At 61.8% G+C, this 24,947-nt stretch carries 26 protein-coding genes; 18 read left to right on the top strand and 8 right to left on the bottom strand.

Annotated features, from left to right (window positions below):
• Window positions 1-953 precede the first annotated feature (953 nt).
• Together BN69_RS20085 and BN69_RS19475 are read right to left on the bottom strand one after the other, a co-directional pair.
• On the bottom strand, window positions 954-1,262 hold the full coding sequence (locus BN69_RS20085) for an undecaprenyl diphosphate synthase family protein (RefSeq protein ID WP_083858745.1): 309 nt from the start codon (window positions 1,260-1,262) through the stop codon (window positions 954-956).
• A 156-nt stretch (window positions 1,263-1,418) separates the two neighbouring features.
• Entirely contained in the window at window positions 1,419-2,303 is an 885-nt protein-coding gene (locus BN69_RS19475; RefSeq protein ID WP_158491314.1) for a sugar transferase, read from the bottom strand.
• A gap of 114 nt (window positions 2,304-2,417) precedes the next feature.
• Between BN69_RS19475 and BN69_RS19470 the strand changes: the two genes are divergently transcribed.
• Window positions 2,418-2,795 (top strand): hypothetical protein, encoded by a 378-nt coding sequence (locus tag BN69_RS19470; protein WP_158491313.1) that lies wholly within the window; start codon window positions 2,418-2,420, stop codon window positions 2,793-2,795.
• Window positions 2,796-4,181: 1,386 nt separating this feature from the next.
• Entirely contained in the window at window positions 4,182-5,144 is a 963-nt protein-coding gene (locus BN69_RS18825) for an AAA family ATPase (RefSeq protein WP_158491312.1), read from the top strand.
• 12 nt (window positions 5,145-5,156) lie between these two features.
• Here the strand turns inward: BN69_RS18825 and BN69_RS11785 are convergent, their stop codons facing one another.
• The 6 genes from BN69_RS11785 to BN69_RS11760 all read right to left on the bottom strand — a co-directional run bounded on the left by BN69_RS11785 (window position 5,157) and on the right by BN69_RS11760 (window position 9,069).
• Window positions 5,157-6,170: a sigma-70 family RNA polymerase sigma factor gene (locus BN69_RS11785; protein ID WP_173370395.1), complete on the bottom strand. Its 1,014-nt coding sequence runs from the start codon at window positions 6,168-6,170 to the stop codon at window positions 5,157-5,159.
• A 23-nt stretch (window positions 6,171-6,193) separates the two neighbouring features.
• The gene (locus tag BN69_RS11780; RefSeq protein ID WP_014891839.1) at window positions 6,194-6,532 is read right to left on the bottom strand and encodes an antibiotic biosynthesis monooxygenase family protein; all 339 of its coding nucleotides are present in this window, start codon (window positions 6,530-6,532) and stop codon (window positions 6,194-6,196) included.
• Between the two features lie 198 nt (window positions 6,533-6,730).
• The gene (locus BN69_RS11775) at window positions 6,731-7,255 is read right to left on the bottom strand and encodes an SRPBCC family protein (RefSeq protein WP_014891838.1); all 525 of its coding nucleotides are present in this window, start codon (window positions 7,253-7,255) and stop codon (window positions 6,731-6,733) included.
• A gap of 11 nt (window positions 7,256-7,266) precedes the next feature.
• Window positions 7,267-7,674, bottom strand: a complete 408-nt coding sequence (locus BN69_RS11770) for an SRPBCC family protein (RefSeq protein ID WP_014891837.1) — start codon at window positions 7,672-7,674, stop codon at window positions 7,267-7,269.
• 164 nt (window positions 7,675-7,838) lie between these two features.
• Window positions 7,839-8,741, bottom strand: coding sequence for an SRPBCC family protein (locus tag BN69_RS11765; RefSeq protein ID WP_041926947.1), 903 nt, complete (start codon window positions 8,739-8,741; stop codon window positions 7,839-7,841).
• Entirely contained in the window at window positions 8,725-9,069 is a 345-nt protein-coding gene (locus BN69_RS11760) for an ArsR/SmtB family transcription factor (RefSeq protein WP_014891835.1), read from the bottom strand. The genes BN69_RS11765 and BN69_RS11760 overlap by 17 nt, the downstream gene beginning before the upstream one ends.
• Window positions 9,070-9,414: 345 nt before the next feature.
• Here BN69_RS11760 and BN69_RS11755 point away from each other — a divergent pair, with 345 nt between their 5' ends.
• From BN69_RS11755 to BN69_RS11680, 16 genes are all read left to right on the top strand, one after another.
• Window positions 9,415-9,930, top strand: a complete 516-nt coding sequence (locus BN69_RS11755; RefSeq protein WP_083858811.1) for a DUF1801 domain-containing protein — start codon at window positions 9,415-9,417, stop codon at window positions 9,928-9,930.
• 634 nt (window positions 9,931-10,564) lie between these two features.
• The gene (locus tag BN69_RS11750) at window positions 10,565-11,002 is read left to right on the top strand and encodes a thioredoxin domain-containing protein (RefSeq protein ID WP_014891832.1); all 438 of its coding nucleotides are present in this window, start codon (window positions 10,565-10,567) and stop codon (window positions 11,000-11,002) included.
• 3 nt (window positions 11,003-11,005) lie between these two features.
• The gene (locus BN69_RS11745) at window positions 11,006-11,863 is read left to right on the top strand and encodes a hydrogenase expression/formation protein (RefSeq protein WP_041926946.1); all 858 of its coding nucleotides are present in this window, start codon (window positions 11,006-11,008) and stop codon (window positions 11,861-11,863) included.
• On the top strand, window positions 11,860-12,078 hold the full coding sequence (locus tag BN69_RS11740; RefSeq protein WP_014891830.1) for a rubredoxin: 219 nt from the start codon (window positions 11,860-11,862) through the stop codon (window positions 12,076-12,078). The genes BN69_RS11745 and BN69_RS11740 overlap by 4 nt, the downstream gene beginning before the upstream one ends.
• On the top strand, window positions 12,062-12,586 hold the full coding sequence (gene hybE / locus BN69_RS11735; protein WP_041926945.1) for a [NiFe]-hydrogenase assembly chaperone HybE: 525 nt from the start codon (window positions 12,062-12,064) through the stop codon (window positions 12,584-12,586). Before BN69_RS11740 ends, hybE begins: the two co-directional genes overlap by 17 nt.
• A gap of 22 nt (window positions 12,587-12,608) precedes the next feature.
• Window positions 12,609-13,694 (top strand): nickel-dependent hydrogenase large subunit, encoded by a 1,086-nt coding sequence (locus tag BN69_RS18495; protein ID WP_014891828.1) that lies wholly within the window; start codon window positions 12,609-12,611, stop codon window positions 13,692-13,694.
• Window positions 13,687-14,028, top strand: coding sequence for a hydrogenase maturation nickel metallochaperone HypA (gene hypA, locus BN69_RS11725; protein ID WP_014891827.1), 342 nt, complete (start codon window positions 13,687-13,689; stop codon window positions 14,026-14,028). Before BN69_RS18495 ends, hypA begins: the two co-directional genes overlap by 8 nt.
• Window positions 14,028-14,948, top strand: a complete 921-nt coding sequence (hypB, locus tag BN69_RS11720) for a hydrogenase nickel incorporation protein HypB (protein WP_014891826.1) — start codon at window positions 14,028-14,030, stop codon at window positions 14,946-14,948. Before hypA ends, hypB begins: the two co-directional genes overlap by 1 nt.
• A 5-nt stretch (window positions 14,949-14,953) precedes the next feature.
• Entirely contained in the window at window positions 14,954-17,236 is a 2,283-nt protein-coding gene (hypF, locus tag BN69_RS11715) for a carbamoyltransferase HypF (protein WP_014891825.1), read from the top strand.
• Window positions 17,227-17,457: a HypC/HybG/HupF family hydrogenase formation chaperone gene (locus BN69_RS11710; protein WP_041926944.1), complete on the top strand. Its 231-nt coding sequence runs from the start codon at window positions 17,227-17,229 to the stop codon at window positions 17,455-17,457. Before hypF ends, BN69_RS11710 begins: the two co-directional genes overlap by 10 nt.
• Window positions 17,454-18,599, top strand: a complete 1,146-nt coding sequence (gene hypD / locus BN69_RS11705) for a hydrogenase formation protein HypD (RefSeq protein WP_014891823.1) — start codon at window positions 17,454-17,456, stop codon at window positions 18,597-18,599. Before BN69_RS11710 ends, hypD begins: the two co-directional genes overlap by 4 nt.
• Window positions 18,596-19,648 carry a hydrogenase expression/formation protein HypE gene (gene hypE, locus BN69_RS11700; protein WP_014891822.1) on the top strand — a complete coding sequence of 351 codons (1,053 nt, stop codon included), beginning with the start codon at window positions 18,596-18,598 and terminating at the stop codon, window positions 19,646-19,648. Before hypD ends, hypE begins: the two co-directional genes overlap by 4 nt.
• A 30-nt stretch (window positions 19,649-19,678) precedes the next feature.
• The gene (locus BN69_RS11695) at window positions 19,679-21,121 is read left to right on the top strand and encodes a sigma-54-dependent transcriptional regulator (RefSeq protein WP_014891821.1); all 1,443 of its coding nucleotides are present in this window, start codon (window positions 19,679-19,681) and stop codon (window positions 21,119-21,121) included.
• Window positions 21,108-22,490: a sensor histidine kinase gene (locus BN69_RS11690; protein ID WP_041926943.1), complete on the top strand. Its 1,383-nt coding sequence runs from the start codon at window positions 21,108-21,110 to the stop codon at window positions 22,488-22,490. Before BN69_RS11695 ends, BN69_RS11690 begins: the two co-directional genes overlap by 14 nt.
• Window positions 22,487-23,494, top strand: a complete 1,008-nt coding sequence (locus BN69_RS11685; protein ID WP_014891819.1) for an NADH-quinone oxidoreductase subunit B family protein — start codon at window positions 22,487-22,489, stop codon at window positions 23,492-23,494. The genes BN69_RS11690 and BN69_RS11685 overlap by 4 nt, the downstream gene beginning before the upstream one ends.
• Window positions 23,491-24,942: a nickel-dependent hydrogenase large subunit gene (locus BN69_RS11680; protein WP_014891818.1), complete on the top strand. Its 1,452-nt coding sequence runs from the start codon at window positions 23,491-23,493 to the stop codon at window positions 24,940-24,942. Before BN69_RS11685 ends, BN69_RS11680 begins: the two co-directional genes overlap by 4 nt.
• Window positions 24,943-24,947 lie beyond the last annotated feature (5 nt).

Raw genomic sequence — 24,947 nt, 5'->3', positions numbered from 1 at the left:
GCCGCCCCAAGCGCGCCTTGAGCGCGGCAGCGACGCTCGGCGCTATCGGATTGAGATTCGATCGCTTGGTCGATGAGAAGAAAGCTGGCGCCGCAGATTTCCATCCTGGAGGAAGCTCGCGTGCAGTCGGCGGACTGCTCCGTCGTGGGCGCTTCCGGCGCAAGATACGCAGTCGGGCTCCAACGAGAAGGCTCAGCTTCTGCTCGCGTCCTGCGTTGGATATCTGCGCGACGGTCTCATTTTCTCATCGGCGATAACTCTCATCTTGTTCTTGCGCTGAAGTTTCGCGATCGGCCTTTTTAGTCTTCGAAAGGACCGTTGAATCGGAGGGCGCAATGCGCGAGCCGGCGTGAGCCCAGGGCATTGACGGCGCAACGGAGGAAGGCTAGGACTTTTCGGAAAATAAGCTTATCAGGACGATGGCTTATATTGTAAAGCTGCCGCTTCACGGCAGTGCGTTCCGTTACCCGATTATCAACACTGATTAAATAGCAGGAATTACCAATGCTGGAGGGGAGCGGAGCCGTCAGATCCTGGAAGGGTTGCGTTTTTTGGTCAGTATTCGTCATTGGACCGATTTTAGTACTTTTACTGGTCAGACCTACTGATCAAGATTTTACTCTAAACTATCGGGTATTCTCCGGCCTCGTGGCGCTTTTTAGCGCCCAAGCGCTTCTTGCCGAGGCGATCGGAATTCGCGCAGATGCGCAGAAGATTTCGTTTCCACGCAGGCTGTTTCCGCATCTTGGCTATCCGACGCTGTGGCGCAGGCGAATAGCTTTGAAAGACATTTCGCGAGCAGATTCGCTCAATGAGCGAATGGTTCGTTTTTTTCTCAACACCACAGAACTGGTCGACCTTTTATTTCCAGACTCAACGAGCAAGCGACAGTTTCTCCGCTTCGTCGACAAAGAGATCGCTAGGTTCGTTCGACCTATAGCCGCCGTGAGACCTCACGTTCGGTCAGTGGGCAGCGAACCCAGATGGCCACGCCCTTGATCGACAGGAGCGACGAGCCGCTGGCAACTCCCGACGCGACGGCGCGCGCGGGCGTCATCCTCACTCGCACTTTCCAAGCGCCGTTTGGTCAATTCGGGCGAAGCGAAGGGCAGGAGATAGAATTCTGCGTCGGCGGCCTGCCGGAGAAGAAAGTTCGCAAGCCGCTGGTCTCGCGACGCTCCAAAGATCAGATCGGGATCTGGAAAATCCGGTCCATAGATTTTTGCTGATCTTGCATCCGCAGCGAGAGCGTCCGCCGGCATGGAGCCTCTGACCCCCACCACGAAGAGAGGGCTTTGCCTGCTACGCCAAGCTTTAGACCTCAATCGCTACGGCGAGACGCGATGCCATGAACGAAAAATTAACTGATTGCGAGCAGCGTTGATCTCTCGCGCAACTTGATCGCCTGCTGCTTAGCTTCAATAGCGAGAACGCGCCTCAAGCAAGCTTTCTGGCGCGAACTGCTCTGCCTGGACGAACCTCGTCACGGTCGCATTCTCGTTGCGCCAGCGCATCGCCTGCTGCAAAACAAGATCGTTCACCTTCTCGCCCTTAAACGCGAACAAGAAGGTGCTCACCACGATCTTGAGATCCAGCCATATCGACGCGTGATGGATGTACCAAATATCCAGCGCGTCTTTTTCGTCAGGCGTCACGATCGTTCCGCCATTGAGCTGCGCCCATCCAGTTATGCCTGGCCGCGCCAAGAGGCGCCGACGCGGATCGCTGGGCTGGTCGTGAGGGAGAAGCGGACGTGGGCCAATGAGCGACATATCGCCGATCAGCACGTTCAACAATTGCGGAATTTCATCCAGTCGCGCAGCGCGGATGGCGCGGCCAATTTTGGAAAGACGCTGGTCTTCCGGAATTTTTCGGCCGTGCTTATCGTAAGGCGCGTGGTATGTGCGGAATTTGTAGAGCAGAAATCTACGCCCGTTTTGGCCGATTCTCTGTTGCCAAAAAATCATCGGCGCCCCGACATCGACGAGCACCAAATATGCGGCGATTAGCGTCAGCGGCATAAGCGCCAGGAGCAGTGCGCCGGCTCCTATGAGATCGATAATACGCTTCAACTTGAAATAACCGCCGAGTCGCATCGGGTCATCGGCATCGCTACGCCAGTCGCCGGAAGCGCGAACGACCGAAGGCGCCAAATTCAGCGCTTCGGAGATTCGCGTAAATCTAAGCCCTCGCTCCCCACATTGCTCGCTCACCCGCTCTAAAATGTCATCGGACAAACTCGTCACGTCATCCGAGAGCCAGACCTCGTCGATCTCAATGCCGTGTACCGCATATTCGTCCACGATGGCTTCGAAATCTTCGACCAGTCCGACGATCTTTACCCCTGCGATAGCGCGCCCGATTAAAGCGTCCCGCGGATCGAGCGCGGCGACGACCTGCGTCGTCCGGGGACGCTGATGGTCCAGCAACTTTATCGTCAACGCCGAAAAGCGATCGGCTCCAATCAGGACGATGCGGCGCAAATCCTGCGGCGTTGCAATGGCGCAGCGCTTGGCTTTGTGCGCATTGAGCTTCTGATGATAGACTCGCGCGATCGCCCGATCGACAATCAAGCCCGCGCCCAGGACCAGTCCGCAAATGAGCGGCGTAGAGCGCGGCACGCCATCCAGGCGAGTCAAAACGAACAGGAAAAGGCTGCTGGAAGCGACCGTCGCTGCGACGGCGCCACAAACGGCGAAAGCGTCGTGAACGGAAAACAGATGGTTCATGCCATCGCTGATCCGGAACACCAAGAAGGCGGGGATCGCACAGATGATGGTGACGAGCACATATAGATAGCTCGCAGGGATGCCTTCCGTTAAATCGTGAGCTTCGAGAAAGTTCGGATCGCGCAACGCCAAAGCGACGATTGGGGCCGCAATCGCCCAGAAAACGTCAAGCGGCGCGAGTTTCGAGAAGCCCGCCTTAGATGTGGGAACGTGCATGCGCATGATAAGCTTTCCGTCAAATATGTAACTTTATCCCCTACTTAATATGCCTCAATTGCGGCAAAACATTGCACGCCGCTCGAACCGCCCTTTGCATTTATTATCCGGATTGGTTAGCGATAAGCGAATTTCTCATGCGCCTTGACGTCCAAAGTGGCGCCACACCCAACAGCAAGCCCTCGGGGGAGAGGGCTGGCGGCGCAGAGAGATCAGCGGCGCTGTCCATAAGTCCAGGCGCGGGCGCTGTTGGACGGACGCGGCGGCCTTGCGCACCGTTAGGCGCTTTACGATCGTCCCATCCCTTGCCCGGCGGAGCGCGCTCCCTTGATGCGTGCGCGCGATCCTCCGGGCGCAGGCCTCCTAGACCTCGGGCGACTAACGCCCTGTTAATTTTGATCAGAGGCCGCGCGGCGGCGTGGCGTAAAGACGACCGAAGAGTTTCAATCGCTAGGCGAGCGGTCCGCTTCTACGTGGGCGACCCGACGTCTCCGACGCTCTGGCGGCCCCGAAAATAAATGCCCACGCGCAAAAAGCGGCCGCCAACCACAAGGCCATGACCGGATGGCCAAGCGCAAAAATCCGCAGAACGATAGCCGCTACAGACGCCAGCGCCGTCGCCACGAGCGCCAGCCTGCCGACGTCCAGCATCCTGCCCCGCGGTAAGGCGGGTCTTGCTGTGAGGAGGAACCTTTCTGCGAGCGCCATTTTCTTCTTTCCTTGTCGGCCTCTTGCGAGCGGCTCCCGCCGATCGGAGCACAAAACGACACGCAAACTGCGCCTCACGCAAAACGCGCAACGGGCCTCATGGTTCCCGCTGCATTCAGGGGCGGGCGCTCCGCCCAGAAACATGACCGATGAAGCGCTACGCGAAACGCTCGCTGTCGCATTCGAACGTCGCGGATCGGACTTTTCGAGGCCTCCCCAAATCAGCGCAGGTTCGACTGCACGACGGCCATCCCATTTTTGCGCGCGTTCGGTCAAGGACCTCTGGCGCGGGACGTCAGGCGACGTGCTGATATTGAGCGGGACCGGCCGGCCGGCGCCACGCGAAAGCTTCCGAAAATGCGAGAAAGCCGCCCATTCGGGCAGGGCCGACAGGTCATCGCGGGGGCGATCCAAGCCCTGCTCCATTTCGAGGAGCAGGGTCCCGCGTCATAGCTCTGTCGCTTGCGGCGGCAACGCAGTTACCGGGAAAACCGTTGCTGTGCGCGCCAAATAGCTTTAGCTTGGCTATTGTCTGATTTTTTTTGCGCCGCGGATGCGGACGGCTGCGAAGCCTCAAATCCCGCTAAGGTTACGCCTGTGCCAACCGGAAACCCAGGTCCGACCCCAGACGATATACGGGCTAGAATACATACTGTAGAAAAGACATTTACTCCTGGAAGGCCTATTTCCTCCCTCGCAGAACTGGTTGGCCGCGAAGCCAGCCTGCGCGAACTGCTCCGTGTCGTCGCCAGTCCAGGAAGGCATGCCTTCGTCGTCGGCGGACGGGGAGCCGGCAAAACGTCGATGATCAGCTGCTTTTTAGACTGCGCGAGCAGAGCAGCCCCTCAAATCACATGCGTTCGCATGAACTGTGAAAACTCAAGTTTTAAGGCGATCTGGAGTAAGGTTTTAAAAAGAATCCTGGCGCTCCAGGGAAGAGCGCCGACCCAATTTGATAACGTTGATCTTTCACGCCTTGACGTGGAATTCGAATTGGCCTGTGTGAAATCGCCTCTCTTGCTTGTATTCGATGATTTTGATGAAGTATCAAACCTAGAAGACTTAGCCAAATTTGCTAATTTGATAAAGGTAATCTGCGATAATGCCGTGGACGCTAAGCTCATATTGGTTGGATCGCCGGGAGCTGCAACACTCTTTAAGAGAGCGCACATATCTGTTCAAAGGCATTTGCAGATAATACCCTTGGACGAGCTTGATCCTGCGAACGTGCAGGAATTCCTATCGGATCGCTGGAGGCAGTGCGGATTCGAGATAATGGACGATGCTCTGTCGCTCGCCATGGAATTAAGCTGCGGGCTCCCTTACTCCTGCCAGGTTATCGGCAAGCATGCCGCTCTTTTGGCTTTGTCTCACAAAAGGAACGTAATAACCGTAGAAGACGTCGCCGCGGCGACGGGGCAGGTGGACGAACACATCCTTTTAATGAGCGCAATCAACTCAAAACAGGCGTTGAACAGGCGCAGTGATTAGAGCGGATTCATTTTAAATCGGCCCGACCGCCACCCCCTCCCCGCCCCCGGTAGCGCTTATTCGAAACCGCCCGCGTTCTCGGCGGCTGGTGCGCGCATATTCTGGACGCGCCGCCGCCGCGCCTTTGGCGCCAAGCGCCAGCGCCTCCATCACCTCCTGCGAAAACATCCGCAAATGTCGCAGCTTGTCGGGATTTCGCGTGACGTAGAGGCCGACGACCTTCCCTTGCTCGATCTGCAAGGCCGTCGTCTGCAGGACGCCCTCGGCCTCGATCGAGACGAATCCTGGCAAGCCGCTGATGACGCCATAGCGGATCAGTCGAGACGGGGTCACCGTGAAACCGCGAGCAAGGGCTGCGTGGCGCTCCAGCACTCTACGAAGGCCAACCAGCGGCTGCGGCGACGCGGAAACCTTGCCGCCGCCGTCCGCATAGGCGACGACATCCTCCGCCAGCAGCGACCGCAGCGCTTCGATGTCGCCGCTTCGGGAGGCGGCGAAGAAGGCGGACGCGATCTTCAGGCCATGCTCCTTGGCGACTGGAAACCGTGGCCGGGCCGAGCGAAGTCGTTCTCGCGCGCGACTGGCCAGTTTTCGACAGGTCGCCGTTTCGCGGCCGATCGTTTCAGCGACCTCGTCGAAACCGGCGCCGAACACGTCGTGCAGCAGGAAGGCGGCCCGTTCCAGCGGCGACAGGCTTTCCAGCGCCACCATCAGCGGCAACGTGATGTCGTCGATCCCGTCTTCCGCGTTTTCCGGTTCGACAATCGGCTCCGGCAACCATGGTCCGATATAGATCTCGCGCCGGCGCCTCGCGGATTTGAGTTCGTTCAGGCAAAGGTGTGTGACGATCGTGCGCAGGAAGGCCGACGGATCGCGCACCGCCTCTCGATCCGTCGCGAGCCAACGCAGCCAAGCATCCTGAACCACGTCCTCCGCGTCCGCGATCGTTCCCAACATCCGGTAGGCGAGCCGAACCAACCGCGGACGCTGGCGCGCAAAGACCCTGTCGGGATTCATTTCCGACATGTCGGGTTGACGCTCTTTGACGATCATTCCGCGTGCACGGCGTTCACCTTGTAAAGACCAGGCGATACTGTTTTCACAAGGGCCGCGAATTGTTTCAACTTTTGCTGGGTTTCGGGCTTCTTCATGAAGTCCTCGAAATGCTCCTTCGACGCCCACTGGGCATAGTTCACGATCCGCTTGCCGTCCATGGCGCTGTGGACGCTGACTGAGACGAAGCCCGGTTGCCGTCGGAAGACCGTCTCGGTCGCCTCGGACAGCAGGCGCACAAGGTCGGCCTGCTTTTCCGGCTCCACTTCGTAGACATTGATGAGCGTCACGCAGGCGGCGTCGGCGTCAATTTTCGCAACTTCGTGACTGGCCATCGTAATCTCCTTCGACAGGCGTCGGCAAAGTCATGACAAGACAGCTATCCTCAGCGTGACATGCGTGGCGAAATTTTTTTGGAATGCGCGAATTAGGAATGAGCGAGACATAAAGCTGGCTGCTTCCTTGGCCTCGTGTCGCACCGGAGACAGCCGCGAACCTTTTGCGTGGGGCCGTCGGCGTGCTCCACAAATGATTTAAGCTTCAGCTCTCGCCTTCAAATCGGCGAGACCGGTCTCAAAAGCGCTCGAGACCATTTTCTCGGTGTTGACGAAAACGCTGAACAACTTCCCCATGAATGGTTGCTTGCCGCTCATTGCCCAAGTGACGTCGGTGCCGTTCCCGTTCGGGACAATCGTGAACTCGACACGGTTCTGGCATTTCATCGGTCGATCCATGCGCAGCGCCACGACAACTTTCGACGAAGGCGCAGACTCGATGATTTCCGCCCGGCCGGCGCCGACCTTGTTATTGCCGTCGAAATCATTGGCGGCGCCGACTCCGTTTGGCGGGCCGCTATAGGAGAGCTTGATGTTTGGATCGGCCTTCACGAAAGGGTTCCATTCGTTCATGGCGCGCGGATCGTCGATCAGCGGAAATATCTTCTCGGGCGGCGCCAAGATGTGGATCGACCGTGAAAAATTGCATTCGTTCGGCTTTGTCGAAGCATAAAACAGCACTGCGCCGAGAAGGCCGACCAAGCAGGCGAAGAATATGAGCATCACGAATCTCCTTAGTGCGATCTTTCGACATAGCGAGCGAAGTTGTTGAGGATCGCCTGCCAACCGCCGCGCTGCTGCTCGATCGAATGCGTCGCCTCCGCGTCAAATGTCACCCGCACATTGACGCCCGCTTCGGCGTCAGTGAATTCGACCGAGGCCGTTCGATCGCCGAAGAGGTATTCTATGAGTCTTGGCGCAACGATCTTCGTGTAGGTCCCGGCAAAGTCGAAACCCATGCTGCCATCTTTGGCTTCCATGCGCGAAGAAAACATTCCTCCCTCACGCAAATCAACCGTTGCAGCCGTCGTGTGCCAATCGTCGGACGCGGCATTCCATCGTTTGATGTCGTCAGGGTTCGTATAGGCGCGCCAGACGTGTTCGATCGGCGATGCCACCGTCGCTTCAACCGTAATTTTCATCGTGTTCGATTCCTGTGTTGACGATCAAAGGGCGATTAGCCGCCTGGTATCGGAAGCATCGGCGTCATCACTTCGATGGATCCTCCAGGGAAATGCGTGAAATGCGTTTGCCTAACGGCCCACCCATTGCGACAATAGCCGCTTGGTTGCATGTCGAGACGCCTTCAGTGAATTTTCTGGACGAGTTCGCTCGCAAGTTGCGCGAGATTCTCGAACGCGCCGGTCCAGCCATGTTGATGCGAGCACGCGGACTCTTCGGTCGCGAGGCCTGCATGGATGAAGATCATCTGGGTCTTGCCGCCAATTTCATTGAGAACCACGGTGATCTTGGTGTTCGCGCGCGGTTCAAGGCGGTTGCTCTCCCATGTGTGCGTAAAGACAAGACGCGAAGGTTTCTCGATTTCCAGATATTCTCCGCAATGGATGAAGTCCTCGCCTTCCGGCGAGCGCATGCCCGAACGCCATTTGCCGCCGATGCGCAGATCATTCTCGGCGAACAGCACCTTGAACGCCGCAGGGCACATCCAGCGCAGCAGATGGTTGGCTTCCGTCCAAGCCTTCCACACGAGAATTCGCGGTGCGTCGAAGGTTCGATGTATGACCAACGTATGGCCGTCGCCGTCCTCACCCGTAGCGCGCGCCAATCCTTCGAGAGCGCTTTCCCAGCCGGCGCGCACGCTGACGTCGACCGACGCCCATTCCGGCAAGAGGCGATGCGTGAGCGTGAGGACGCTTCCTGCGCCGTCTGGTTTGATGTCCACGGTCACGACGCTGAAGGGACCATCCTTGCTGCTTCCGAAAGTGAAAACGATTCGACGGGGACGGAGGATTTCGCGGTATTCGCCGAAATGCGTCGCCAATATCTCGCCGCGTTGCTCCTGAATCGCGAAACCGCCGCCGACGCGCGCGTCAATCTCGACATGTTTCGAGACGCCGCCAGGCGTAGCGAACAGCCATGCGCCGACGGCCTTCGGATCAAACCAGGCGTCGAAGAGAAGCTCCGGCGGCGCGGCGAAATGACGCGAAACGACAAGCGTCGGGCAAGACAAGTCAGTTGCGAGGCTCATCGGGATTCCCCTTCTGCAGTTCGTTCAGATAGGCGTCGAGACGGTCGAAGCTTTGATCCCAGAAGCGACGGTAGGTCTCCAGCCACCCGGACAGATCGCGCAGCGGCGCCGCCTCCAACCGGCACGGCCGAGACTGCGCAAGCCGCCCGCGGCTGATGAGGCCAGCACGCTCCAAAACCTTGAGGTGTTTCGAAATCGCCGGCTGGCTGATGGAAAAGGGCGCGGAGAGTTCGTTGACGGACGCCTCGCCTTGCGCCAGCCGGGCCAGGATGGCGCGCCGTGTCGGGTCCGCCAAAGCGGCGAGCGTAGCGCTCAGAGGGTCTGGCATAATTTTCCTATCGGTTATATAATTCTAAGGTTAAATAAATGGCCTGATCGCCGGCGTCAAGCTCCGAATTTGTTTCGCGGCCGCTGGAGCATGTGGCGCCCTGCCGAGACGCTGGAAGCAGATATCGAAGCGGCTGCGGATCGGCGCATTTTCGGACCGGGCCGCCATGTCGCTTGCGCGCCGCACCTGGAGGCCGTTCTTCCGGGCGATTGCGCGCGTGGGTTTTACGCTCAATCAATCACGCATTGACGTCGCCGAAGCGAAATGCCCATGTCCGAATCGAAGCGCCAGTGCGTCGACGCCGGATTCGAGTCCGTCCAAACCTACATGGAAGTGGCGACACAAATGGCTGACAAGTCCTCCGGCAAATCGAAAGGGGTGGGCAAGAAGAATTCCGGCGTGTCGACGGTCGGGAAGACGACCACAACCGATCGGACGCACACCAATGCCTACGCCGTCAAACCCGCCCTCCTTGCGGGCGGCAATCCGCAGATCCCGAAGGGCTACGGCGACGCTTTCGTCCAGGCCTACATCGTCGCCTTGCCGGGCTGGAAACAGGACGTCGGCCGTCGGCTCGATCGACTCATCATCGCGGCCGTACCAGAGATGAAGAAGGCCGTAAAATGGAATTCCCCCTTCTATGGCGTCGAGGACAATGTCTGGAGCCTGAGCTTTCACTGCTTCACAAAATACGTGAGGGTGGCGTTCTTCCGCGGCGCGGATCTCACGCCGCCGCCACCAGGCGCCTCCACGCAGAAGCACGTCCGCTACCTCGACATCCATGAGGGCGACGCAATCGACGAGGCGCAATTCGCCGATTGGGTCCGGCAGGCGAGTCGGTTGCCTGGGGAGAAAATTTGAGGGGGCTCACAAGTGTGGGCGCTCCGGTCGCGCCCTTTAGAGCAGGTTTCGAAAAAGTTGACAGACTTTTTCGATGAGAACCTGCTCCAACGGTTTGATTTTGAGCGATTCCTTTTCGATCACATGATTCCATGTGATCGGGAAGCGCTCTAGATGTGAGCTTTAAATTGGTGGCGTAGCGCGCGAAATAGAAAGAACGCGCGCGAGCCGGCGTTTCCCTGGGCGCGCCCTATGAGCGCCGATGATGTTGTCGGAGGAACAAATCGATCCTCTCGCGCTCGGCGCCAAATGGGTGGCGCGCGGCACGGGCGACGGGCTGTCTCACGCCGCCCGCAAGGCAGGCCGTCACGAAGATATCGGCTGTTCTGCCTCAATATCTCAAACCAGAACCGGAAGACGATGCGGAGGAGCGCTACCGCCTTTCCCCACAACGCCCAAGTATCCTCCTCCGCTGAACCGATTGGAAACTTTCTTATCTAAATGAAAAGTAATCTTCCATCTTAACAGCGGCTCATGAATTCAAAAGTCTTAAAAACACTTTTAATTTCAATGATTAGTTAAAAATGCGCCACTGGCGCCGGCCTTGGCGCCTTGATTGCAATTTCTCCAAAAAAGAAAGTTGGGAGGAGTGCCGATGTCGCCTTTGCTGCGGCGCCTGATCGAACAGGCGCGGCTGCCGCTCGTGGACGAGTTGAGCCTCGAAGCGTTTCTCGATGGCGTGTCCAAGGAGCGCGCGCAGGCCCTGCTGTTCCTTTCCGGCGAGGGCGCGAATCGTCCCGAGACCGGCGATGTCGCGGTCGTGCTGCCGGAACTGTTGGCGCATTTTTCGGATCGGCTGCGCGGCGCCGTGATCGCGCCCGAAGCCGAAGATAGACTGCGTCCGCGGCTTCACGCCTATGTGTCGCCAAGCCTCGTCGTCATGCGCGGCCGCGATCCCGTCGGCGTCCTCCCGAAGATTTGGGACTGGGCCGATTACATCGCGAAGATCGAGGGTTTTCTCGACCCTTGCGCGCCTGTGCTCGCCGGGCCGAAGAGGCCGCAGGTCGAGATTTCCTTCAGCGCGGGAGCCTGACCCGTGAAAGCAGGATTTTGGGTGGCGCCGGAAGGCGCCGAAGAGGCGATGACGATCGCGCCGATCGGCCTCGACGAGGATCTTTCCGCGGGCGCCAGACGACGTCTCGGGGGCCTCGCGAAAAGAGAGTCGGAAGACCTCATTCGTCGTTGCGCCGATGTTGGAAGCCTTCTCCTCGAACTCGCGCAGGCGCTCGCCCTTCAGAAGGCGGAAGAGCAAGGCCGTCTCTTCGACATCACCGATCGCACGGCGGACGAGCGCGAACTCCTTGACCAGGCGCTCGGCGCGGGCGAGGTGAGCGGCGTCGTCGCGCTGCCGGACGGCGTCACCGCGCAAATCGCGGAGTCGACCATGGCCGGCCTTTGGCGCGTGCGCTTCAGCGACGCCGATGATCGGCTTGTCGGCGATTATCTCGAGGTCGGCGACGTCCCCGAGGTTGTGAAGCGCGCGGCGATCGTCAACGCGCGCGACGTTTCCTTTGGCGAAGCGCCCGAAGGCGCCATGAACGTCATGCCGCTGCTGGCGGAAATCCGTGGGCGGGTCATGTCCTTCACGCCAGGAGACGCGTCTCACATCGTCAATTTCATGCTGTTTCCGATGACGCCGCAGGACATGGGCTTTCTGCAGACGTCGCTCGGCGAAGGGCCTGTCGGCCTTGTGTCGCGCGGCTACGGCAAATGCCGCATTCATGCGACGGCGACGCGCCACGTCTGGTCCGTGCAATATTTCAACGCCATGGACGAGATCGTTCTCGATACGCTCGAAATCGGCGGCGTGCCTGTCGTCGCTTTGGCGGCGACCGAGGATTTTCATGATTCGAGCGAGCGGCTCCGCGAGATTCATGAGGCCTATTTCCAATGAGCTTCGAGAATTTCGATGCGCCTCGCGATTTGGACGGCGGCGCCAAAATGGAATGCGGCGTGTGCTGGCATGTCTATGATCCCGCCGCTGGCGACGACGTCTGGCAGATTCCGCCCGGCGTCTCCTTCAGCGCGCTGCCCGCATATTGGCGCTGTCCGAATTGCGACGCGCCGCAGGCGAAATTCATGAGGCTCGCCGATGAGCGCGATGGTTGACGCCGCGCGCGAAGCGGCGGCGACGCTCGCCGGCGCGCGGCTCGCCGATCACTACCGGCGCGTCCATGTAGCGATGCGCGATCTGCCGATCTGCAATCCGGCGCTGGAGATCGAAGCGATCGGCTTCCGGCCCTATGGCGGCCACGCGCTCGGCGTCATTCTCACGCCCTGGTTCATGAACCTTATGATCTGCGCCGCGGACGCCGAGGAACTCCCGCCGAAGGCTCCAGGCGAAACGGCCTATTGGCCGCTGACCGCCGGGCGCGTGGGCTTTGTCGTTGGACGGCTCGAAGGCTTCGGCCGCGTCGACAGCTGCTCGCTCTTTTCGCCGATGGACGAGTTTGCCGATCACGCCGCGGCGCGCGCCGTCGCGCTCGCCGCGCTCGACCAATTGTTCGATCCCGCTCCGACAGATGCGCGGGAGGCCGCGGCGCGCAGACCCGCTGTGCTGGATCGACGTTCGCTCATTTTTGGCGCGAAGCGCGACGAAGCGCATGTCGCGCCATGAGTCGCCCCATGAGCGACGAGTCATGAGCGAATTGCCGGAGATGTCGACGAGCATTGGCGTCGAGGTGACGCGCATCGATGACAGAGTGGAAGCGGCAAGGGTCACGCCGCGACGACAGGTCGACGCCACGCGAATTCTCTATGGCAAGGCGGCGAGCGGCGCGCCGAGTCTGATCGGCTCGGTCTTCACCCTCTGCGCCGCCTCGCAGCGCATCGCAAGCGAAGCTGCGGTGGCGGCGGCGCAGGCGCGGCCCACGCCCGACGCCTTGCGGTGGCGTTGGAGACGCATGCTCTACGCCGAGCGGATCGCCGAACATTTGCGCGCGAGTCTGCTGGATTGGCCGGGCGAGAAAAGCGACCCCCGGCGTCTTGCGCATCTGCCGGCCTTGCGCAAGGCGCTTGCGGCCGCGCGCGCGGCCGGCGAGAAGGACGACAATTCTCTCCACGCCGCTTTGAAGGAGGCGGCAAGCGAAATCGGCGCGCCGCTTGACGCGGGTCGAAATCCTACAGGCTGGTTCGCCGAATTATGGCGAGACGCCTTGCAATTTGCGCGGGTCGCGCCCTGCTCCAGCGACGCCGACTTCCTTGCGATAGGCGACGCAGACACCGTGCATCGCGCCCTACGCGAGCGAAACGCCAATTTTCTTGCCCGCCCGCAACTGCCGGGACGCGTCGCCGAAACCGGGCCTTTCGCGCGTCACTTCGCTTACCTGCGCCGCAATGTCGGGCTGCTCGCGGCTAGGCTTCAGGCGCGCTTTCTCGATATTGCTTATGCTTTGGACGCGCTGGCGCGCAGCACGCCCTTGGCGGGCGAAAGCGATCTCGTCGTCGCGCGTTCGATCCGGCCCGGCGAAGGCTTCGCCATGGTGGATTCGCCGCGCGGATTTTTGTTCCATCGCGTCGAAATCGACGCATCGGGCGCCGTGACGGCATATGATATTCTCGCGCCGACGGAATGGAACTTCCATCCCGCCGGACCTTTCGTCCGAGCGCTCGCGGCGACGAGGCTCGACGTCGCCGAGCCCCGGCGATTTGTCGCGACGCTTGCGGCGCTGTTCGATCCCTGCGCATCTTGCGACATCAGACTTCGCGAGGCGCTGCATGCATGAGATGTCGCTGATGGAAGCCCTCATCGATCTCGCCGAGGAGGAGGCGCGCAAGGCCGACGCGCGCCGCGTCGACGTCCTGCGCGTCGCCGTCGGCGCGCTGAGCCATGTCGATCCGCACGCCTTGCGCTTTTGCTTTGAGGCCGTGGTTCGCGGCTCGATGTGCGAGGGCGCCGCCCTGGATTTGCAGGACGTTCCAGGCGCCGGCTGGTGTCTCGACTGCGGCAAGGAAGTCGCCTTGACCGAGCGTTTCGGGGCGTGCCCCGAATGCGGACGTCATCGCGTTCAAATGACCCGCGGCGACGATTTTCGCCTCATCGAACTGGAGGTCGCCTGATGTGCACTGTCTGCGGTTGCGGAACGAGCGTCGTCGAAGGTAATGACAAGACCCAAAAACGCGACGCGCATGGGCATGACCACGCCGCTCATCACCATCATCACCATGGGCATGATCACGATCACGACCACGGTCATCATCATGGCCATGAACATCACGATGATCATCATGACCATGGCGTGGCGAGTCATGGCGATGAGTCGATCGATTACGGCGCGGGACTAGCGGGCGTTCATGCGCCCGGCCTCAGCCAGGCGCGCATCGTCAAGATCGAGCGCGACATTCTGTCGAAGAACGACGCCTATGCGCGCGAGAATCGTCATCGCCTCGCGGCCAACGGCAATTTCGCGCTGAATTTCGTCTCCAGTCCCGGTTCGGGAAAAACCAGTCTTCTCGTGCGCGCAATCGAGGATTTGAAGGCGCGACGCGAGATCGTCGTGATCGAAGGCGACCAGCAGACGTCGAACGACGCGCAGCGCATTCGCGCGACCGGCGCGCGCGCCTTGCAGATCAACACCGGCAAGGGCTGTCACCTCGACGCGCATATGGTCGGCCATGCGATCGATACGCTCGCGCCGGAAAGGAATGCGCTGCTCTTTATCGAAAATGTCGGAAATCTCGTCTGCCCGTCGGCTTTCGATCTCGGTGAGGCGCATAAGGTCGTCGTGCTGTCGGTGACGGAAGGCGAGGACAAGCCGCTCAAATATCCCGATATGTTCGCCGCCGCCGACTTGATGCTGCTCAACAAGGCCGACCTTCTGCCGCATCTCGATTTCGATGTCGGCGCTTGCATCGCGGCGGCGCTGACGGTCAATCCCGATCTGCAGACGCTCGTCGTTTCGGCGCGAAGCGGCGAAGGCATGCAGGCCTTCTACGCCTGGATCGAAGCGCGCGCCGCGCGCGTGGCGGTCGCGGAGTAAAGCGAATGGCCCAAGCCGACGCCGCCCGAGCCGTACCGCAGCGCCTGCGGGTGCGCGTGCGCGGCGCCGTGCAGGGCGTCGGGTTTCGACCCTTTGTCTATGATCTTGCGACGCGCATGCGGCTCGACGGTTTCGTGAAGAATGACGCGGCCGGCGTCCTCCTCGAAGTTCAGGGCGAGCGCGTCGGCGCTTTCCTCGAGGCGTTGTCGCGCCGTTCGCCGCCGCTCGCGCGCGTCGACGCTATGGAAGTCGAAGAACTCGCCCCGCGCGAGTCTTCGAGCTTCGCGATTCTCGACTCCGTTGAAGGCAAGAGCGAGACGCGCATCGTCCCCGACGCGGCGGTTTGCGAAGATTGCCTCGACGACCTCTTCGATCCGGCGGGCCGCTTTTATCTCTATCCCTTCGTCACCTGCACGCATTGCGGGCCGCGCTATACGCTGACGCGGCGGCTCCCTTATGATCGCGCGCGGACCTCCATGGCGCCCTTCGTGATGTGCGACGATTGCGCGCGCGACTATCGCGATCCGGGTGCTCGCCGCTTTCACGCGGAGCCCTTGTGCTGTCCGGCCTGCGGACCAAAACTTTCCGCTTCGCCGGCGGAGATCGTCGCGGCGCTGCGCGACGGCAAGATCGTCGCGACGAGGGGCGTGGGCGGCTTCCATTTGATGTGCGATGCTCGTAACCGAGCTGCGGTGGAAGAATTACGCCGTCGCAAGGCGCGGGACGCGAAGCCCTTCGCCGTCATGGCGGCCAATGTCGCCTCCGTCGCGACGATCGCGCGCGCGATGGAACAGGAACTCGCTTTGCTTCAGGACGTGGCGCGGCCCATCGTGCTGATGCAAAGTAGAGGCGCGCTGCCCGAGGCCGTCGCGCCGCGCCTCAATCGCATCGGCGTCATGCTGCCCTATACGCCGCTCCATCATCTCATTTTTCATGCGGCGGCGGGCGCGCCTGCAACGCGCTCATGGCGCGATGCGCCGCAGGAACTCGTTCTTGTCGCGACAAGCGCCAATCTCGGCGGCGATCCGCTGGTGAAGGACAATGGCGAAGCGCAGGAGCGCCTCGCGTCGATCGCCGATCTGATCGTGACGCATGATCGCGAGATCGTGACGCGCGTCGACGATTCGGTCATGAGCGTCGTCGCCGGCGCGCCGGCCTTTCTGCGCCGCGCGCGCGGATTTGTTCCGGAGCCGATCGAACTTGGCGCCGATGGGCCCTGCGTCATCGCCGCCGGCGCGCATCTTAAGGCGACGATCACGGTGACGCGCGGCCGCGAGGCTTTCGTCTCGCAGCATATCGGCGATCTCTCAAACGCCGCGACATTGCGCTTCTATCGCGAGACGGCGCGGCGGCTCATCGAGCTTCTTGACGTGACGCCGCAGCTTGTCGCCTGCGATCTGCACCCCGATTATCATTCGACGCGCTGGGCGGAGGAGCAGGAACTGCCGCTGATCCGCACACAGCATCACGCGGCGCATCTCGCCGCCGTTCTCGCGGAGCATCGCATCGAGGCGCCCGCGCTCGGCCTTGCGCTCGACGGACACGGGCTTGGCGACGCCGGACAGTCCTGGGGCGGCGAATTGATGCGCCTCGACGGCGCATCATGGCGACGACTGGGCGGGCTTGCGCCGCTGCCGGCGCCGGGCGGCGACCGCGCCGCGCGCGAGCCCTGGCGGATGGGCGTCGGCGCGCTCGCAAAGCTCGGGCGTCTTAATGAAGCGACGCGCCTCTTCGCTCATGAGCCGCGCGCGCTGGAGATGGCGCGGCTCATCGACCAAGGATATGCGCCGCCGGCGACGAGCAGCACGGGCCGTCTTTTCGACGCGGCGGCGGCTCTCCTTGGGCTCTCGACGCAGCAGCGTTATGAAGCGCAGGCGGCGATGGAGATGGAAGCGCTCGTCGATGCGTCCCGCGCGATGGAAATCGGCTTTCGCATAAATGGCGATCAACTCGACTTCTCGCCGCTTCTTGACGCTCTCGCCGACGGGCGTATGGGGCCGCGCGAAGGCGCGGAGTTCTTTCACGGCACGCTCATCGAAGGGCTCGCGCAATTCGTCGCGAGGGCCGCGACCGCGCAGAAGCTCGACGTCGTCGCGCTTGGCGGCGGCTGCATGATGAATCGCATTCTCGCCGAAGGTCTGACGGAACGGCTGCAACGCCTGCGCTTGCGGCCTCTGCTCGCCCGAAAGCTGCCGCCCAACGACGGCGGCCTCTCGCTGGGGCAGGCGGCTATGGCGCGCGCCTTCGAGTCAACTCGCAATACCCAGGATCTTTCCCTATGTGTCTAGCGATCCCCGCCCAAGTGACGGTGCTGCTCGACGACGGCATGGCCCGCATCGACTTGGACGGCGTGTCCAAGGCGATCAGCGTCGCGCTCGTGGATGATGTCGCGGTCGGCGACTTCGTCGTCGTTCACGTCGGCTACGCTTTGTCGAAGATCGACGCCGCGGAGGCCGAACGCACCTTGGCGCTGTTGCGCGAGGTCGCGGCGATGGAGACGCCGTCATGAAATATGTGGATGAATATCGCGATCCGAAACTCGCAAAGGGCGTCGCGGCGGCGATCGCCGCCGAAGTCGACTCGGGGAGAAGCTACCGTTTCATGGAGTTTTGTGGCGGACACACGCATGCGATTTCGCGCTATGGCGTCGAGGACATGCTGCCGAAGAATGTCGCGATGATCCATGGTCCCGGATGCCCGGTCTGCGTCCTGCCGGTGGGGCGCATTGATGACGCGATCAGGCTCGCTTCCGATCCACGCGTGACGCTCTGCACCTATGCCGATCTGATGCGCGTGCCGGCGTCGCGCGGCGCGAGTCTGCTGAAAGCGCGCGCGGCGGGCGCCGACATCCGCATGGTCTATTCGACGCTCGACGCCTTGCGCATCGCCGAGGCCGAGCCCCAGCGAGAAGTGGTTTTCCTCGCCATCGGCTTTGAAACCACGACGCCGCCGACGGCGCTTGCGCTCAAGCAGGCCAAGGCGAAGGGGCTACGAAATTTTTCCGTCTTCTGCAATCATGTTCTGACGCCGATCGCCATGCGCGCCATATTGGCGGGCGAGAGCGACGGCGCGACGCCGCTCGACGGGCTCGTCGGGCCCGCGCATGTCAGCACGGTGATCGGCGCTCGTCCCTACGAATTCGTCGCGCATGAATATGGGAAGCCCGTGGTCATCTCCGGCTTTGAGCCGCTCGACGTGATGCAATCGATCCTGATGCTCATCCGCCAAATCAACGCGGGCCGTTGCGCCGTCGAAAATCAATATCTCCGCGCCGTGACGCACGATGGCAACGCAAGAGCGCAAAGGGAGATGGGCGAAGTCTTCGAATTGCGCGAAAGCTTCGAGTGGCGCGGTCTCGGCATGGTGCCGCATAGCGCGCTTCGCCTTGCCGACGCTTTCGCCGCCTTCGACGCCGAGAAGCGCTTCAACATTCATACGGTCGCCGCCACCGACAATCCGGCCTGCGAGTGCGGCGCCATTCTGCGCGGCGCGAAGAAGCCGACGGATTGCAAGCTCTTCGGTTCGCTCTGCACGCCGGAGACGCCGATGGGTTCCTGCATGGTGTCGTCGGAGGGCTCCTGCGCGGCGCATTACGCCTATGGCCGGTTCCGGGACCGCAGCCGCGCGCGGATGGAAAGGGCGGCCTCATGAGCCTCGTCATGAAACCCGTCCGCCGCAAGCTCGACGTGCGAAATGGGCGCGTCGATCTTTCGCATGGCTCGGGCGGGCGCGCCATGGCGCAGCTCATCGCCGATATTTTTCACGACGCCTTCGGCAATGACTGGTTGAGTCGCAACGACGATCAGGCATTGCTCGGCCAGCAGGACGGCCGTCTCGTGATGACGACCGACGGCTACGTCGTTTCGCCGCTGTTTTTCCCGGGCGGCGACATCGGCTCTCTATCCGTGCATGGCACGATCAACGATATCGCCATGGCTGGCGCGACGCCGAAATATCTTTCCGCAAGCTTCATCATCGAGGAAGGATTTGCGCTCGGCGATTTGAAACGCATCGCTCAGAGCATGGGCGACGCTTCGCGGACCGCCGATGTTCCGATTGTCGCCGGAGACACGAAAGTCGTCGAGCGCGGCAAGGCGGACGGCGTCTTTATCTCGACCGCAGGCGTCGGCGTCTTGCCGAACGGCCTGTCGCTGTCGAGCGACAAAGCGCGCCCCGGCGACGCCGTCCTTGTCTCCGGCTCCATGGGCGATCATGGCGTCGCCATCATGTCGCGGCGCGAAAATCTTGAATTCGGCGTGGAGATCCTGTCCGACTCCGCGGCGCTGCACGGACTCACCGCCGCCATGGTCGACGCCGCGGGCGGCGCCTTGCGCGTGATGCGCGATCCGACGCGCGGCGGCCTCGCCGCGGCGCTGAATGAAATCGCGCATCAATCGAACGTCGGCTTCATGGTCGACGAGGAGCTGATTCCGGTGAAGCCGCAGGTCGCCGCCGCTTGCGAATTCCTCGGTCTTGATCCCCTCTATGTCGCGAATGAAGGAAAGCTCATGGCGATATGCGCGCCCGACGCGGCCGGGACGCTGCTTGACGCCATGCGCGCTCATCCGCTCGGACGTGATGCGGCCTTGATCGGACATGTCGTCGAAGACGAACGAAACTTCGTCGAGATGACGACGCGCTTTGGCGGCGGGCGCATCGTCGACTGGCTGTCTGGAGAACAGCTTCCCCGAATATGTTGAGACGCGGCGCGCCGCGCACCGGATGACGCAATGACTTCTTCTTCGACCGTGCTGGTGATCGACGACGAGCTTCGCTCGCGCGAGGCGCTGCAACGCGTCCTTTGCGACGAATTCGACGTGATCTGCGTCTCAAGAGCGAAGGAGGCGGAAGGCGTCCTCGACGGCGAACTCGTGCAGGTCATTCTTTGCGATCACAGAATGGCGGGCGAGTCAGGCGTCGATTTCCTGAAGCGCGCGCGCATCTCCTGGCCCGATCCGATTCGCATCATCATCTCCGGCTATACCGAGTCCGAAGACATCATCGCCGGCGTCAATGAAGCAGGCATCTACCAATATATCACCAAGCCCTGGGAGCCGGAGAAGCTGATCGCCAGCGTGCGCGACGCGGCGCAGCTCTATCGCTACCAGAAGGAAGTCGGCGCCGGCCTCGACAATAAGCCAGCTGCGGAGTTGCTCAAGGAGCAGATCGCGACTCGTCGCCGCAAGGAGAAGCGGCTCTTTGAATTCAGCCGCATCATTCACCACCCCGAAAGTCCCGTCGCGCCCGTTGTGGCGCTTGCGCGCAAGGCGACGGAATATGACATCTCGGTGCTCATCACCGGCGCGTCGGGAACCGGTAAGGAGCTTCTCGCGCGCGCGATCCATTACGGCTCCGATCGCGCCGACAAGCCTTTTGTCGTGCAGAATTGCGGCGCTTTGCCCGACGAACTGCTGGAGAGCGAACTCTTCGGCTGCAAGAAGGGCGCTTACACCGGCGCCTATCAGGATCGCGTCGGTCTGTTCGAACTCGCCAATGGCGGCTCGATCTTCCTTGACGAGATCGGCGAAACCTCCGCCGCCTTTCAGGTGCGACTGCTGCGGGTCTTGCAGGAGGGGGAAATCCGCCCGCTCGGCGCGCAGCGGCAGCGCAAGGTCAATGTGCGCCTGATCGCGGCGACGAACCGAAGTCTCGAAGACGAAGTGGCCGCGGGACGGTTCCGGCGCGATCTCTATTATCGCGTCGCGGCGTTTCCAATCCATCTGCCGCCGCTTTGCGAGCGGCCGCGCGACATAGAATTGATCGCGATGCGCATCCTCGCCGACGTCAACCGCAGCTTCCGGCGCGGCGTCAAAGGCTTCACGACCGAGACGCTGGCGCGCCTTTCGAGCTACGAGTGGCCAGGAAACGTGCGCGAGCTCCATAATGAAATCCAGCGCATGGTGACGCTCTCGGAAAATGACGGGCTGCTGCCCGCGAGCCTATTGTCGCCGCGCATTCTCGCCCCGCGGCTGACGAATGGGCATGCGAGCGCGGCCCGTATGCTCAAGACCCGCGTCGAGGCGCTTGAACGCGAGATGATCGAGGACGCGCTGCGCCGCTTCGACGGCAATATCAGCCGAGCGTCGGAGGAGCTTGGCCTTTCCCGTGTCGGCATGCGCAACAAGATCGAACGCTATGGGGTTGAGCGGGATCTGCGCGATGACGAAGAGTAAAATCTACCGTCCGACCAATATGATCGATCTCCTCTCGGAGAGCGCGGGATTGCCGGACGACGCGCAGACCGAGAATATGTGGCTCGAAGTCATTCACAAGGTTGACGAGGTTTATTCAGATCTCATTCGTTATGAATCAGATCTCGAGATCAAGAACGCCGAGCTTGAGGAAGCGCAGCAGTTCATTTCAAGCGTTATCGCTTCGGTTTCCGATATCCTTGTCGTATGCGACGAGAAGGGCCGCATCCTTCAGGTCAATCCCGCCTTTCAGCGCATCACGGGCTTGAGCCAAATGGACTTGCTCGGCGCGAGCCTTGCGGATTTCCTGGTCGAAGAGGACCGCGCGAGCGCTTTGCAGAAGATCGCTGAAGGCGTCGCCGGCAAGGTCACGGAATGCGAGCTGCGTTTTTTTGCCGGGGACGGCGCCTCCGACCTCATGGCGATCAATTGCTCTGCTCGATTCGATCATACGGGTCGGCGCGTCGGCGCCGTGCTCACTGGACGGCCGATCGGCGAGTTGAAGCGCGCCTATGAGGCGCTGCACCACGCGCATCGTGAATTGCAGCAGGCGCAGCGCAAACTCGTCGAGCAGGAAAAAATGGCGAGCCTGGGTCGGCTCGTCGCGGGCGTCGCGCATGAGCTCAACAATCCCATCAGTTTCATTTATGGAAATATCCACACGCTCGACAAATATCGCGGGGCGCTCGCTGAATATTTCGAGAAATCCAGCGTGAAGGCGCAGGATGACGCGTTACGGCGCCGCTACAGAATCGACGCCATTCTCGCCGATCTTCCCTCGCTCATCGAAGGGACGATGGACGGCGCCGTTCGCATCAGCGACATCGTAAGGAATTTGCGGCGCCTCTCCTTCAGCCGGCCCGCCGAAACCCAGCGCGTCGATCTTGAACGCATCGCGCGCACGGCGGCGAATTGGGCGGCGCGCAGCAAGAAGACGCGCGCGGAAATCATTTTCGATTGTGACGAGAACGTGGTTGTCGATGCGCATGAGGGCCAGATTCATCAGGTGCTCGTCAATCTGATCGACAACGCCTTCGATGCGACGAAGGATGTCGCTGCGCCGCGCATTCGCGTCGCGATCCGCAAGACGAGCGCGCACGCAGAAATCATCGTCGAGGACAATGGCCGCGGCATGTCGGACGTCGTGCTCGATAAGGTGTTCGAACCTTTTTTCACCACTAAAGTCGTCGGCGAAGGCACGGGCCTTGGCCTTTGGATCAGCTATTCCATCGTCAAGGAACATGGGGGCTCCATTGTCGTCGCCAATCGGCCGGCCGGAGGCGCGATGTTCACTGTGCAGCTGCCGATGAACAGCGCGCAATTGCACTCGCGGGCGGATCAAGGCGGATGAGCGCGGGCTCCTTCAACATATTGTGGCTTCAGGCCGGAAGTTGCGGCGGCTGCACCATGTCCATGCTTGAACATGGTTCGGGCGGATGGTTTCGCGAGCTGGAGACGCTCGGCCTCAACCTCCTCTGGCATCCAAGCGTCAGCGAGGAGACCGGAACGGAAGCCCGCGTCGTTCTGGAGCGCGTCGAGACGGGGGAAACGCCGCTTCACGCGCTTTGCATCGAAGGCGCGATTCTCTGCGGACCCGACGGAACGGGTTTCTTCAATCGTCTCGCCGGCACGGAACGCGCCATGCTCGACTGGGCGCGCGCGCTCGCCGCCAAGGCGGATTATTGCGTCGCCATCGGCTCCTGCGCGACCTTTGGCGGCGTTCCCGCCGCGGATCCCGATCCCACTGACGCGGCCGGCCTTCAATATCGCAAGTCTGTGGCGGGCGGCGCTCTCGGCGCCGATTATCGTTCGCGGCGCGGCCTGCCCGTCATCAATGTCGCGGGCTGCGCGCCGCATCCCGGCTGGATCATGGAGACGCTCGCGGCGTTGGCGCTGGACGTTCTGACGGCGGACGATCTCGACGCGCTCGGACGGCCGAAATTCTATGTCGATCATCTCGCGCATCACGGATGCAGCCGCAATGAATTTTACGAATTCAAGGCAAGCGCGGAGACTTTGTCGCAGCGCGGTTGTCTGATGGAGCATCTTGGCTGCAAGGCGACGCAGGCCGCGGGCGATTGCAATCAGCGCGGCTGGAACGGTTCCGGCTCCTGCACCAAAGGCGGCTTCGCCTGTATCGCCTGCACGTCTCCCGGCTTCGAGGATATTCGCGACTATCACCGCACGCCGAAGATCGGCGGCGTGCCCATAGGGCTGCCGCTCGACATGCCGAAGGCCTGGTTCATGGCGCTCGCGGCCTTGTCGAAATCGGCGACGCCGCAACGCGTGAGAAAGAACGCCACGGCCGATCATGTCGTTGTGCCGCCGCGCGGCCCGAGGAAGCAAAAGGAATGACGCGCCTTCTCGTCGGCCCGTTCAATCGCGTCGAGGGCGATCTTGAAGTCGCGCTCGACATCGAAGACGACGCGATCGCTTGCGCGCGCGTGACGACGCCGCTCTATCGCGGCTTCGAGCAAATCCTCGTCGGCCGCCCGATCGCGGACGCCCTCGCCATCGCGCCGCGCATCTGCGGCATTTGCTCCGTCTCGCAATCCATGGCGGCGGCGGCGGCGCTGCGCGCGCTTTATGGAATCGCGCCGGCGCGCAATGGCATTCTCGCGGCCAATCTCGCGCATGCGGCCGAGAACATGGCCGATCATCTCACGCATTTTTATATTTTCTTCATGCCGGATTTCGCGCGCGCGCAATACGCCGGCCGGAGCTGGCATGAATCCGCGACGCGCCGTTTCAAGGCGATTGAAGGCGCGGCGGCGAATGAGGTTCTGCAGGCGCGCCGGCGGCTTCTCGAAATCATGGGGATACTCGCCGGCAAATGGCCGCACAGCCTCGCCTTTCAGCCGGGGGGAACGACAAGCGCCATCGATCTTGGGCAGAAGGCGCAACTTGTCGCGATCGCGCGCGACTTTCGCCGCTTCCTTGAGACGACGGTCTTCGCGGCGCCGCTTGCCGCGCCGCTGAGCCTCAAGACGCCCGAAGAGCTGGAGCGTTATTGCGAAGGGGAAGGAGCCGATGGCGATTTTGCCGCCTTCTGCCGCATCGCGCGCGCGCTTGATCTCGAAAATCTGGGCCGCGCCGCCAATCCCTTGATGAGCTATGGCGCCTATCGCGACGAGACGGGCGCTTTTCTCGACGCGGGCGTATTCGATCCCGTTGCGAGCGCGCTGTCGGCGCTTGACGCGCATGCGATCCGCGAGGACGTGTCGCACGCCTATATGCGTGACGGTCCGGAAGAGCCGTCGCTCGCGCGCACCGAACCCTATGTCGATAAGCCTGACGCGTACTCTTTCGCGAAGGCGCCGCGTCTTCAAGGCCGGCCGGCGGAGGTCGGCGCGCTGGCGCGGCTGGCGGTCCATGGCCATCCGCTTGTGCGCGCCCTGCTTGCGCGGTCGCGCGGCTCCAATGTTTTCGCGCGCGTCGTCGCGCGGCTCATCGAGCTTGCGATGGTGGCGGAGGCGACGGAAGGCTGGGCGAAGGCGTTGGCGTTGAACGCGCCCTTCTGCGTTGTGGCGCCGCACGATGAGGATGGCGAGGGCGTTGGCCTTGTCGAAGCCGCGCGCGGGTCGCTTGGCCATTGGCTCGGCGCGCAGAAGGGCAAGATCCGCGCCTATCAGATCATCGCGCCGACGACGTGGAATTTCTCGCCGCGCGACGCTTCCGGCGTGGCCGGCCCGGTCGAGCAGGCGCTTGTCGGCGCGCCGCTCGCCGGCCAAGGCGCGCGCGCGGCTTCCGTGCAGCATGTCATCCGTTCTTTCGATCCCTGCATGGTCTGCACGGCGCATTGAGGGGC

The sequence above is a fragment of the Methylocystis sp. SC2 genome (assembly GCF_000304315.1).
In the GTDB taxonomy this organism is placed as follows: Bacteria; Pseudomonadota; Alphaproteobacteria; order Rhizobiales; family Beijerinckiaceae; genus Methylocystis.
This window is presented reverse-complemented; position numbering and strand designations above follow the sequence as displayed.